The organism is Mycobacterium sp. MOTT36Y, assembly GCF_000262165.1.
Classification (GTDB): Bacteria; Actinomycetota; Actinomycetes; order Mycobacteriales; family Mycobacteriaceae; genus Mycobacterium; species Mycobacterium intracellulare.
The window spans coordinates 1523805-1536070 of record NC_017904.1 but is presented as its reverse complement, the minus strand read 5'-3'; the positions used below and the strand labels follow the sequence as shown (position 1 = coordinate 1536070).

General features: G+C 66.8%; 11 protein-coding genes and 2 tRNA genes. 8 read left to right on the top strand and 5 right to left on the bottom strand.

Features of this window, described 5'->3' with window-relative positions; translation table 11 throughout:
• Positions 1-95: 95 nt before the first annotated feature.
• From orn to W7S_RS07345, 3 genes are all read left to right on the top strand, one after another.
• Positions 96-743, top strand: a complete 648-nt coding sequence (orn, locus tag W7S_RS07355) for an oligoribonuclease (RefSeq protein WP_008255097.1) — start codon at positions 96-98, stop codon at positions 741-743.
• A 49-nt stretch (positions 744-792) separates the two neighbouring features.
• A tRNA-His gene (locus W7S_RS07350) sits at positions 793-868 on the top strand.
• 108 nt (positions 869-976) lie between these two features.
• Positions 977-1354 (top strand): hypothetical protein, encoded by a 378-nt coding sequence (locus tag W7S_RS07345; RefSeq protein WP_008255094.1) that lies wholly within the window; start codon positions 977-979, stop codon positions 1352-1354.
• A gap of 9 nt (positions 1355-1363) precedes the next feature.
• On the opposite strand, the gene W7S_RS07340 is transcribed toward W7S_RS07345, so the two are convergent.
• The 3 genes from W7S_RS07340 to W7S_RS07330 form a co-directional block, all read right to left on the bottom strand.
• On the bottom strand, positions 1364-2575 hold the full coding sequence (locus W7S_RS07340) for an Ig-like domain-containing protein (protein WP_014711121.1): 1212 nt from the start codon (positions 2573-2575) through the stop codon (positions 1364-1366).
• Positions 2576-2707: 132 nt separating this feature from the next.
• Positions 2708-3622: a DMT family transporter gene (locus W7S_RS07335; protein WP_008255089.1), complete on the bottom strand. Its 915-nt coding sequence runs from the start codon at positions 3620-3622 to the stop codon at positions 2708-2710.
• A 74-nt stretch (positions 3623-3696) separates the two neighbouring features.
• Complete coding sequence (locus tag W7S_RS07330) at positions 3697-6063, bottom strand: MMPL family transporter (RefSeq protein ID WP_008255087.1); 2367 nt, start codon at positions 6061-6063, stop codon at positions 3697-3699.
• 194 nt (positions 6064-6257) lie between these two features.
• On the opposite strand from W7S_RS07330, the gene W7S_RS07325 reads away from it, so the two are divergent.
• The 4 genes from W7S_RS07325 to W7S_RS07310 all read left to right on the top strand — a co-directional run bounded on the left by W7S_RS07325 (position 6258) and on the right by W7S_RS07310 (position 9993).
• The gene (locus tag W7S_RS07325) at positions 6258-7496 is read left to right on the top strand and encodes a GNAT family N-acetyltransferase (protein ID WP_008255085.1); all 1239 of its coding nucleotides are present in this window, start codon (positions 6258-6260) and stop codon (positions 7494-7496) included.
• 180 nt (positions 7497-7676) lie between these two features.
• A tRNA-Lys gene (locus W7S_RS07320) sits at positions 7677-7749 on the top strand.
• Between the two features lie 129 nt (positions 7750-7878).
• A complete protein-coding gene (locus tag W7S_RS07315; RefSeq protein WP_008255084.1) occupies positions 7879-8145 on the top strand; it encodes a hypothetical protein in 267 nt (88 codons plus the stop codon).
• Positions 8146-8253: 108 nt separating this feature from the next.
• Positions 8254-9993 (top strand): DUF3556 domain-containing protein, encoded by a 1740-nt coding sequence (locus W7S_RS07310; RefSeq protein WP_008255082.1) that lies wholly within the window; start codon positions 8254-8256, stop codon positions 9991-9993.
• On the opposite strand, the gene W7S_RS07305 is transcribed toward W7S_RS07310, so the two are convergent.
• Positions 9980-10207, bottom strand: a complete 228-nt coding sequence (locus W7S_RS07305) for a DUF3618 domain-containing protein (RefSeq protein ID WP_008255080.1) — start codon at positions 10205-10207, stop codon at positions 9980-9982. The two genes, W7S_RS07310 and W7S_RS07305, sit on opposite strands and share 14 nt — an antisense overlap.
• A gap of 104 nt (positions 10208-10311) precedes the next feature.
• On the opposite strand from W7S_RS07305, the gene bcp reads away from it, so the two are divergent.
• Complete coding sequence (gene bcp, locus W7S_RS07300; RefSeq protein WP_008255078.1) at positions 10312-10785, top strand: thioredoxin-dependent thiol peroxidase; 474 nt, start codon at positions 10312-10314, stop codon at positions 10783-10785.
• Here bcp and W7S_RS07295 read toward each other — a convergent pair.
• Positions 10782-12158 carry a cytochrome P450 gene (locus tag W7S_RS07295; RefSeq protein WP_008255076.1) on the bottom strand — a complete coding sequence of 459 codons (1377 nt, stop codon included), beginning with the start codon at positions 12156-12158 and terminating at the stop codon, positions 10782-10784. The genes bcp and W7S_RS07295 overlap by 4 nt on opposite strands.
• Between the last annotated feature and the right edge of the window lie 108 nt (positions 12159-12266).

The window sequence follows — 12266 nt, the reverse complement described above, 5'->3', positions numbered from 1 at the left end:
GGCTCCGCCGCGCTTGCGATCGCCACGGGTGTTGATGGTGGCGACCCGCCGCGCCCGGCTCCGCCGCACTTGCGATCGCCACTAGTCTGAGCGCTGTGCGTGACGAATTGGTGTGGATCGACTGCGAGATGACCGGACTCGATCTCGGTTCGGACAAGCTGATCGAGATCGCGGCCCTGGTCACCGACGCCGATCTGAACATCCTCGGCGACGGTGTGGACGTGGTGATCCACGCCGACGACGCCGCCCTCTCGGCGATGGGTGACGTGGTGACCGAAATGCATTCGCGCTCCGGGCTGATCGACGAGGTGCGGGCGTCCGCCGTCGACCTGGCGACCGCCGAGGCGATGGTGCTGGACTACATCGGCCAACACGTCAAGCAACCCAAGACGGCGCCGCTGGCCGGAAACTCGATCGCCACCGACCGCGCGTTCATCGTGCGCGACATGCCCGCGCTGGACACGTACCTGCACTACCGCATGATCGATGTGAGCTCGATCAAAGAACTCTGCCGCCGCTGGTATCCGCGGATCTACTTCGGTCAGCCCACCAAGGGGCTCGCCCACCGCGCACTGGCCGACATCCATGAGTCGATCCGCGAATTGCAGTTCTATCGGCGCACCGCGTTCGTCTCCCCACCGGGCCCGTCTACCAGCGAAATCGAGGCGGTGGTCACCTCCCTTGACGGTGGACGAGACGCACCGGGACCAAGCGATTCGGCCAGCGCGCCGACGAGCCGCTAGTATCTACAGTCGCTGCTCGTGCAGGCCTGCGGGTCGGCACACAGCCATGGTGGGTGTAGTTCAGTTGGTAGAGCGTCAGGTTGTGATCCTGAATGTCGCGGGTTCGAGTCCCGTCACTCACCCCATTGGTCAGGGAGCGCCGCTCCCTGACCTTTTACGGTGTTAGCGACTCCGCGCACCGCTGTTGCACCGGTGAGTGGAATGCAGTGAATCGACAACGTCTTGCCTCGCCCATGATGGGAGCGGCCATCGCGGCCGTCGCGCTGTTCCTCGCGGGCTGCGGTGGTTCGAGCCACACGTCAACGACGGTCACATCGACCCCGCCGGCTGAGACCAAGACGGTGACGAAGACAGTCGCCCCGCCGCCCCCACCGGGCCCGAAGACGTCCATCGAGGCCAACGGCACCTACATCGTCAACAAGGACATCGCGGCGGGCACCTATCGGACCGATGGCGGCAAATACGGCTGTTATTGGGCGAGGCTGCGCAGTTTCGACACCAACGACATCATCGACAACAACGTCGGCGACGGCCCCCAGGTAGTTCGGATCCTGCCGACAGATACCGCGTTCATGACCAGAAGCTGCGGAAGCTGGCACAAGATCGACTGACCGCGCCGGTCAGGTGTTGGCGTTGCCCGCTTTCCACTCCGGCCACGGGACGTTCCAGTCGCCGAGCCCCTCGGTGCCCGGCAAGGTCGGGCCCACCGTGTGCACAACCTCGACGATGTCACCGCTCTTGCTGTGGTCGTAGAACCATTCGGCGTTGCTGGGGCTGACGTTCAGGCACCCGTGGCTGGTGTTGGTGTGGCCCTGGGCGCCGACCGACCACGGCGCGGAGTGCACAAAGACTCCGCTGTAGGACATCTGGGTGGCCCAGTCGACTTCGGTGCGATATCCGTTGGGCGAGTTGACCGGAACCCCATAGGTCGACGAATCCATGATCATGTGTTTGAACCGCGCGCCAACGATGTAGATGCCGTTGGCCGTTGGCGTGCTGTCCTTGCCCATCGACGTCGGCATGGTCTTGACGACCTCACCGTTGACCCGCACGGTCACGGTCTTCGTGGTGTCGTCGGCGGTCGAAATCACCTCGTCGCCAATGGTGAAGTGCGTCTTGACGTTGTCCTCACCGAACATCCCGTCGCCCAGATCCACGCCGTAGGTGTTGACGGCCACGTCGATGGCCGTTCCCGACTTCCAGAAATGCTCTGGGCGCCAACGTACTTCGCGATTGTTGAGCCAGTAGAACGCACCCTCCACCGGTGGGTTCGTGGTGATGGTGATAGCTTTCTGGGCCGCCGCCCGGTCCGCGATGTTCTCGTCGAAGCGGATCGCCACCGGTTGGCCGATGCCCACCACCTCGCCGTCGACGGGACTGACGTACGGCATGGTCAGGTGGGCCGGTGAGCTGGTCGCGAAGGTCATCTGCTTGCTGGCCGCGCCACCCAGCCCGGTCGCCTTGACGTTCAGCGTGTAGCGCCTGTTGTAGCCGAGCTGCTCGGTGGTGGACCAGCGCAGCCCGTCGGGGCTCAGCTTCCCGCTGATCGACCTGCCGTTTTCGTTGACCATGGTGACCGACGCGAGCACGCCGTCGGCGACGCTGACCGTCACGGGCGCATCCACCGTCACGCCGACGGCGCCGTCGGTCACCGAAGCCGTGAGCTTGGGGACCAGCAGGTCGGCAAAGGGCGTGCCCTTGTCGAAGATCACCTTCGCCGGCGCGGCCGCGTGGTTGCCACCGCAGGCGACGGCAAACACGGCAACCGCGGCGATCGCGGCCGCCAGCCACGATCTGCGTCCACGCAAAGGCGTCATCCAGTGACCTTCCATTCAATTCTCGAAGTTGGTCACCGCTGACCTCGCTGCAGGCATTCTAAAGGGTTTCGCCGACTCGACATGCCCACACCGGCGCGGGCGGCCGTTCGGTGTCTGCGCCGCAATGAATTCGTCACCAGGGCGAGGTCAGCGACCTCGCGGCACCACATCTGCGCGGGCTTCCTGCAGCTGCGCTTCGGCCCGGTCGCGGGTCGCGACGGCCTCGACGCGGGCGAGTTTGATGATGGCCGCCGTCATCACCGACGCGGCCGCCACCAGGGCGATCATCCCGGCGCGACCCGTGTTCAGCGTCTCGCCGAGGACGACCACGCCCAGCACCGCTGCCACCACCGGCTGTGACATCTGCAAAGTGGGCATGGACGCCGTGAGTGGCCCGGCCCGAAACGCCGACTGGCTCCACGCCACACCGCCGAGCGCGACCAGGATGCAGGCGTACAGCTCGGGAGTCCGAATCACCGCGCCGAGGCCGTCCCCGAGCCGGGCGACGACCTCCTTGGTAAGCACCGCGAAGATGCCCCACAGCGACCCCGACACGAACGCGAACAGCACCGCGGCCACGGCCCCGCCGCGGCTCCGTCCGGCCAGCACACAGCCGACCAATAGCGGGCCCAGGACGACGGCCACCGCGGCCCAGGTTCCCAGCGCGGCGCCCGAATGCCCTGCCCGCGGATTGCCGACGATGACGACCACGCTGACCCCGGCCGTCAACAAGGCGGCCCACATCCACTCGCCGGCGGTCACCGCGCGATGCGACAACCTGGCGTTGATGGGCAGCGCGAAGAGCACCGAAAACATCAGCAGCGCCTGCACCAGCAAAACCGATCCGCCGGCCAGGGCCGCTGCCTGCAACCCGATGCTGGCGGCCAACAGCACAGTGCCCCACCACCATCGTTGGCTGCGCAGCAGATTGGCGAACAGCTCGACCGAACCGACCGCCCTGTCGGTGATGCAGTGCGCCGCACGTTGCTGCAGGACGTCGCCGACCGCGACGCACAACGCGGAACTCAGCGCGAGCAGGGCGGCGATATCGGTTCGGCCCATGGGGATTACTCCGACCCATCCCGGATCGGCGCCGCGGTACCGGTCGAAGGCGTTGCCTCACAACACATGTCGGGTCACCCGCGCCCCGTCGTGGCCTTGGTGGGCCACCGTCTGATCAGTGCGCGGCCCGCGTCGGGCGCGTCGCGGGCCCAGCGGCCGCGTCCGACCGCGATCTCGCCGTCCTCCCCGATGGCGGACCGTTCGCGCAGCCAGACCAACGGCCGCGGCGCCCACCACGTCCAGCGGCCCAGCAGGTGGATGAACGCCGGAACCAGGACCATGCGCACCAGGGTGGCGTCGACCAGCACGCCGAGCGTGAGGCCCAGACCCAGCATGCGCATGAACGACACGTGCGCCGGGATCAGCGCGGCGAACGAAATCGACATCACCACCGCGGCGGTCGTGACGACGCGGCCGATGCCGGCAATGCCCAGGGCCGCACTCTCGTCGGTGGCGGCGCGCGCCTCGGCCGCGGTGGGCGGCGTCTCGCGCATGGCCTGCGAGGCCAGCCAGTACTCGTGGATGCGCGAGACCAGAAAGACCTCGTAATCCATGGCCAGCCCGAAGGCGATGCAGAACAGCAGCACGGGGATGTTGGCGTTCAGCGTCCCGTTGGGGGTGGTGCCCAGGGCGCCCAGGTGGCCGTCCTGGAAGATCCACACCATCGCCCCGAACGCCGCCGTCAACGACAACACGTTGCACACCAGCGCCTGCACCGGCAGCACCGCGCTGCCGGTCAGCAGGAACAGCAGCGCGAACGTGATGAGGGCGATCAGGGCGAACACGATCGGCAGACGCTGGGTGATCGCGTCGACGCTGTCGCGGTTGATCTGCGCGAGCCCGGTCATCTGAACCGCGCGCCCGCCCGGCCCGGCGACCTGATGCAACCGGTCCAGCTGGGTGTTCGAGGCCTGCGAATAGAGCGGCGCGGTGGTGGAGACGGTCAAGAACGCGCTGCCGTTGGCGACACCGGTGGGGGCGACGGGCGGCCCCACCCGATTGCCCTCGGCGAACGTCCCGGCCGGTGCGCTGACGGACGACACGTCGGGCACGCGCGACAGGTCTGCGGCGTACCGCTGCAGCTCGGCGGGGGTCACGCCGCGGGCGTCGGGCACGACGACGGACACCTCGGTGCCGAACCCGTTCGCGAAGTCGTTGTCCAGCATGTCGGCGACCTGGCGCGCCGACGCGGATTCGGGCAGCACGCGCTCGTCCGGGAAGCCCCACTTCACCCCCAAGAACGGCGCGCCCAGCAACAGCAGCAGGGCCACGACGCTCAGGCCGATCGGCATGGCGTGGCGCAGCACGTACCGGGTCGATCGGTACCAGAACTGCTCCTCGAGTGGCTGGTGTGCGTGGTCGCGAAACGACCGCTGTCCGTGCAGGATGCGGTGCAGCACCCGTCGGGCGTCCAGCACGTGCAGTCGGGGCCCCAGCAGCACGATCGCCGCCGGGGTGACCACCACCGCGGCGATCGCCACGATGATCGCGGTGACCACGATGGTGTAGGCGGACGATTTCAGGAAGTACATCGGGAACAGCGCCATCACCGCCATCGACAGCCCGACGGTCGTGGCCGAGAACAGCACGGTCCGGCCGGCGGTGGCCATGGTGCGATACAGCGCCCGGTCGCGGTCCTCGGTCCGGGCCAGCTCCTCGCGGTAGCGGGTGATGATCAGCAGGTTGTAGTCGATGGCCAGGGCCAGGCCCATGGCGATGCTCAGGTCCAGGGCGTAGGTCGACACGTCGGTGGCGAAGCTGATCAACCGCAGCACCGACATGGTGCCGACGATGGCCAAGAGGCCAAGGACGATCGGCAGCGTCGCCGCCACCACACCGCCGAGCACCCAGACGAGGACCGCGAAGCTCAGCGGGATCGCGATGGACTCCATCAACAGCAGATCCCGCTGGTTCTGCCCGTTGATCTGCGCGTATGCCACGGCCATGCCGCCGGCGCGCACGGTTACGCCGTCGCGGTCGTGCACCAGGTCGCTGGTGAGCGTGCTGGCGTACTTCTGCGCGTCGTTCTCGCCGCCTTTCAGCCCGGCGACGATCATCCCGGATTTGTTGTCCTTGCTGATCAGCTGGGACGCGGCCTGGGGGCGATCGGGCGGCATGGTCCACGCCGACGACACGTTGAGCACCCATGGCGATCGTTTCAGCTGGTCGACGATGCCGGTGGCGACCCGGCGCGCCGATTCGCTGCGGACGCCGTCCGGGGCCGTCACCACGATCAGCATCTGCTGATCGGTTTGGTTGAACCTGTCGCGCAGAACCTCGGTTGCCCGCGCGGACTCCGAGGTCGGGTCCTGGAAGCCTCCGCCGGAAAGGCTGTTGACCACCGGAAGCCCGAAGACTGCGGCCCCCACCAGCACCAGGAAGGCGATCCCGACGATACGGCGCGGGGCGGCAATGGCTAGCCGGGTGATTACCTGCAGCATGGCGTATCGCCTACCCGAAACCGCGCCTTTTGACCCGCCCCAGCGCCGACTGTTCGCATCGAGCAGTCACCCGGCGGCGGCCCACGAGGTTTGACCATCTGGTACTCGGGTATCGAACGTAAAAGCACACTCAGCACGTGGATTCGGTGTGCGCAGTGCCGGATTGCCTGGGCTACAAGCGGATTGGATGTGCAATGAACACGACGGACGACGGCACCAACATTCGGCATCCAAGCGAAGACGACTGGCAGGCGGTGTTTGAAAATCAGGCCCGCACGTTCGGCGATCCGGTGGGTCCCGAAGATCTCGAAGCGTGGAAACGCCGAGTCAACCTCGACGACATCCTCATCGCCGAGGACGTCTCCGATCCCGAGCATCCGTTTCTGGTGGGAACGTCGATCATCTACCGCGCGCAGCTCACCGTGCCGGGTGGCGCCAACCTGCGAGCCGCGTGGCTGACGATGATCGCCGTCGCGTCAACGCATCAGGGCAAGGGGCTGTGGGCGCAGCTCAGCGCGAAGGGACTCGGGATTCTGTTGGACCGCGGCTATCCGATCGTATGTGGGGTCCCGACGCAGACCGCGATGTACGACGGCTTCGGCGCCGGGGTGGCCAGCTATAGCCACACCTATTCGATCGACCGCCGCTTCGCGAAGTTGCGGGCCGCACCGAGCGGCAGCCGGGCACGCGAGGTCAATGCCGCCGAGGCGAGACGACACTTGCCAGAACTCTACGAACGGTGGTGTGCCGCAACCAATGGCGCGATCACCCGGGACGACGCGTGGTGGGCCGACTACCTGGACGACCGGGAAACCCAGCGGGGCAACGGGTCGGCGCTGCATTACACGATCCATCCCGACGGCTTCCTGACGTATCGGATCGTCGGATCGCAACAGCATGCGTTTCGCCCGCCCCTGGGCACGGTGGTTGTCGAGGACTTCTGCCCTATCACCGAGGAGGCTCACACCGAGCTGCTGCAGACGCTGTTGGTCCTGGAGATGTTCTATCGCGTAGAGATCGACGTGCCGGGCGACGATCCGCTTCCGCTCAAACTCACCGATCAACGCGCCGCGGAGATCAAGGGCGTGAGCGACTTCCTGTGGGTGCGCATCAACGACGTCCCCGAGGTGCTGGGCGCCCGCACCTACACCGCCGATACCGACATCGTGCTCGACGTCACCGACCCGCTTCAGCTCGCGGGCGGACGGTTCCAGCTGCAAACACGCGGTGGCGCCGGGAAGTGCACGCCCCACGACGGGACCGCGGACATCGAGATCGGCCTGGCCGACCTGGCCACCATCTACATGGGGGCGCACCGGGCTTCCCAGCTGGCCCGGGCCGGCCGCATCACCGAAGTACGCGCGGGCGCGCTGGCCGAACTGGACGCCGCCTTCGCCACCGACCGCGCGCCCTTCTGCGGCACGGTGTTGTGAATGAAACTGCGCGACAGTACCTTTCGTCTTCCATGCAGATCGCGCGGCGAACGGTTGACGACGGCCCAGCCCGGCAAGGCCCAACCGGCTGCGCGGGCACGCTATCCTGGGAAACGGTCGGGATTTCACTCCGCGGCAAGACGCCTGTTATTGTCGCCTACGCGGTCTGACTGACCACAAGCGCCGTTAGCTCAGTTGGTAGAGCAGCTGACTCTTAATCAGCGGGTCCGGGGTTCGAAACCCTGACGGCGCACAGCTCACCGATAGTTCATCGTTCGGTGGCTTTTGCTTCCACACTGGCGCCAGTGTCTCGGATCTCCCTTTTCATGGCCCTCGCGGGGGACCTACCATCGCTGCGACGGTGTTTGTCCAGAGGGGACCTGTGAAAACAGAGCTGAAGTGGGTCGAACCCCACGAGGGCCACTTCCACGCCAACATCGATGACCGCAGCGAGTACCGCGTCCACGCGGTCTCCACGGGAGGCTTCCGCGCCGAACGGGTCGACGAGGGCTTCGTGCACCACGATCTCGGCCGGGCGACCGACGCCGCGGGAGCGCGGGCGATCTGCCAGGACCTGCACACGCGGGCGATGCGGCGCGCGGCGTGGGAGGCGTACATGGCCGAGAACGATCCCCCGGGTTGGGAGTAGCCGGCGCGGGCCCAGCCACCAGTTGCCGTCGTATCCCCCCGCGAAAGCCCTTCGTACAGGTAATTTCTTGCTGGCACCGATTGGTCTTGCCGCGTCGAAGGAGCTGCAATGGGGTTCATCCGGCCCAATCTGCCCGTCGTCGACGTGGCCAACTGGAGCGCACGACCACGCGCCGAACGCATCGTGCCGATGGCCCGCCACATCGCCCAGCACGGCTTTGGCACCCCGCTGGTGATGCACGTGATGTACGGCGTGAAGATCGCGCTGTACATCCTCGGCGGCTGGCTGTTCGCGTGGTCCACGCGGGGCATCGGTGGCTTCACTCAGGTCAGCGCCTGGTGGGCGGAGCCGATCGTGTTCCAGAAGGCCGTGCTGTACACGATGCTGTTCGAAGTCGTCGGCCTCGGATGCTGTTTCGGTCCGCTCGCCGGGCGCTACTTCCCACCGATGGGTTCCATCCTGTACTGGCTGCGCCCCGGCACCATCCGGTTGCCGCCCTGGCCCGACCGGGTGCCACTGACCAAGGGCAGCAACAGAACTCCCGTCGACGCGTTGCTCTACGGTGTCCTGCTGGCGCTGCTGGTGTTCGCGCTGCTGTCCGACGGCACCGGCCCGATTCCCGCCCTGGACACCGCGATCGGCGTGCTGCCGCGGTGGCAGACCGTCGCCGTCCTGGCGGTCCTGGCCCTAATCAGCTTGCGCGACAAGGTGATCTTCCTGGCCGCGCGCGGCGAGGTGTACGCGCCGCTGACGCTGACGTTCCTGTTCGCCGGGACGGACATCGTCGTCGGGGCCAAGGTCGTCTTCATGGTGATCTGGCTCGGCGCGGCGACATCCAAGCTCAACAAGCACTTCCCGTTCGTGATCTCGACGATGCTGGCCAACAACCCGTTCATCCCGTCGGGACCGCTCAAGCGGTCGATGTTCAAGCGCTATCCCGACGATTTGCGGCCCAGCGCACTGGCGGGTTTCATCGCCCACTTCTCGACCGCGGTCGAAGGGCTGGTGCCGCTGGTGCTGTTGTTCTCCCACGGCGGCTGGCCGACGGCGCTCGCGGCGTTCGTGATGATCGTGTTCCACCTGAACATCCTGCTGGCCTTCCCGATGGGCGTGCCGCTGGAATGGAACGTGTTCATGATCTTCGGCGTGCTGTGGCTGTTCGTCACGCACGCGCCCCTGGGCCTGTCGAACATCGGCAACCCGTGGCCGATCGCCCTCCTGTTCGCCGTGATGGCCGGGACCGTCGCAGCGGGAAACCTCTACCCGCGCAAGGTCTCCTTCCTGCCCGGCATGCGCTACTACGCCGGCAACTGGGACACCACCCTGTGGTGCGTGCGCCCGTCGGCCGACGAGAAGTTCCGCGTCGGCTCGCGCGCGCTCGGCCCGATGCAGCACCTGCAGCTCGAGCGGTTGTATGGCAGCAAAGAGGAAACCCTGGTACCGCTTCACCTCGCGCTCGCCTTCCGCGGCATGAACACCCACGGGCGCGCGCTGCTCACCCTGGCGCACCGAGCGATGGCCGACTACGACGAGGACGACTACAACCTGTGCGAGGGGGAAGTCCTGTGCGCAATGGTTCTCGGCTGGAACTTCGGCGACGGGCACATGCACAACGAGTGCCTCATCGAGGCGCTGCAGCAGCGGTGCCGGTTCGAGCCCGGCGAGGTGCGGGTCGTGATCCTCGACGCCCAGCCCATCCACCGGCAGCGGCAGGAGTACCGGCTGGTCGACGCGGCGACCGGGGAATTCGAACGCGGCTACTGCGAGGTCGCCGACATGGTGGTGAATCAGCCCTGGGCCGACGACATTCCGGTGTACGTCCAGAGCGACCGCGTCAGCGGTTCCTGACGCGGCGAACCGCCACGACCACGACCAACGCCCCGACCCCGGCCAGCGACGCCAGCACCACGGGCTTCTGCACGAACCCGATCACCCGGGCCTTGAGGTCGTCGGCGAGGCGACGCGGGTTCGCCCGCTCGGCGAGGGAGTCGACGGTGGCCGCCAGCTGGTCCCGGGCGACGTCGATGTCTCGCTTGATGGCTTCGGGGTCGCGGTCCGCCACTGTGTCCTCCAAGTCGCCCACTATCCGGCTCATGCACCTGCCCGAACTACCCTAGATCAGCTGGCGGTAACCCCGACGCTCCGGTGAACAGAAAGGGCCCCACCTTGACCGAGACCACGCGGCTTGCACCCGGCGACAAAGCGCCCTCCTTCAACCTGCCCGACGCCGACGGCAACAAGGTGTCGCTGGCCGACTACAAGGGGCGCCGGGTCATCGTCTACTTCTATCCGGCCGCGTCGACTCCCGGGTGCACCAAGCAGGCGTGCGACTTTCGGGACAGCCTGGCCGAGCTCAACGGCGCCGGCCTCGACGTCATCGGCATCTCCCCCGACAAGCCAGAGAAGCTCGCCAAATTCCGTGACGCGGAGGGGCTGACGTTCCCGCTGCTGTCCGATCCCGATCGCAAAGTGCTGACGGCCTATGGCGCCTACGGCGAAAAGCAGATGTACGGCAAGACCGTCACGGGCGTCATCCGCTCGACGTTCGTGGTCGACGAGAAGGGCAAGATCGCCGTCGCGCAGTACAACGTCAAAGCGACCGGCCACGTCGCCAAGCTGCGCCGCGACCTGTCCGTCTAGCTGATTACGGCGGCCTCGGTGTACTCGGTGATCGGCCGCGCGATCCCCTGTTCGTCGCACACCCGCTGCAGCTTCTCCAGCGTCTCGTCGATGCCGGGTCCAAGCCGCCTGCCGGGGGTGAAGGTCGCCGGAAGGTGCTGCATGCCCTGGATCACGCCGATGGTCGGATAGTGCACGGTGCCTTCGGGGTCGCAGCGGTAGTCGGGCATCCGGTCGAGGACCGCCGTGAGCATCGACTTGAACACCACCCGCGCGACATTCGAGCCGATGCAGCGGTGGATGCCTAGCCCGAAGCTGAAGTGCCGGTTGTTCTTTCGCGCGAGGTCCAATCGATTCGGATCGGGGAACACCGCGGGATCGCGGTTGGCCATCGCCCAGGACAGCCACAGGCGATCGCCCTCCTTGAACTGCGTGCCCGCGATCTCGAGATCGGCGGCGATCGTGCGGCCGTCCCCCGGCGCGGGCGTGAAGAAACGCAGGAATTCCTCGGTCGCCGAGGCGAGCAACGTCTCCGATTCCCGCCTCAGCAGTTCGCGCTGCTCGGGATTTTCGCCGAGCCATTCGAGCGCGTGCGCGGTCAGCGCCGTCGTCGTGTCGAAACCTCCGCCGATGATCAGGCCGAGCATTCCGAGCAGTTCGGCGTCGGGGGCGGGTTCGCCGTCGATCCGCAGTCGTGCCAGCGCGTCCACTATGCCGGGGCGCGGATTCTCGCGGATCTCGAGGAGGTGGTTGAACAGGTCCGCGCCCATCGCCATCGTCTGCTCCAAAACCCTTGGGGCGTCCGGGGAATCGGCGGGCGTGTAGACGTTGGCGTGGGCCGGCTCGCAATAGAGTTGCCACTTCTTCAGCGGAACGCCCATCAGGGCCAGCGTCAGGACGGCCGGCACGACGTTCGCGAGATCGTCGACGAAGTCGATCCGCCCGGTTTCGATCTTCTCGTCGATGCTGGCCCGCACGATCTCGTCGACGAATGGCTTCCAGCGTTTGATGGCCGCCGGCGACAGGTAGGGGTTGAGGATGCTGCGGTAGGCGGAGTGCTCGGGTTCATCCATCTCGAGCATGCCGCCACGCACGCCGGTGCCCTGCGGAATCGTGGGAATGGTGATGCCCTTGTAGCCGGTGCCTTCGCCGGTGACGTCGTGGTCGTTGGACACGTGCGGGCATCGCGCGAGCTCGAAGACCTCCCGGCTGCCCGCCGCCACCCAATGCCCGTCGTAGGTGTCGGTCCACGCCACCGGGCACTTGGCGTGCATCTCCTCGGTGATTGCGGTGAACCGCTCGCGGTACTCCGGGGTGTGGCGATCGAAGTGGTAACGGTGGGTCTTGCCGGCCTTGGTGGGGGTGATGCCGGTGAGGGTGTCTTCCGTACTCACGGTGGCGTCTCCTGCGGACGAGTGGCTGCTGCCTGTAGAAGCAGTATGCGACGAGACTGTCGGTCTCGTTAAGCATTCGCGCGGCTTGTCGGCTCATCTGGCAGAGAT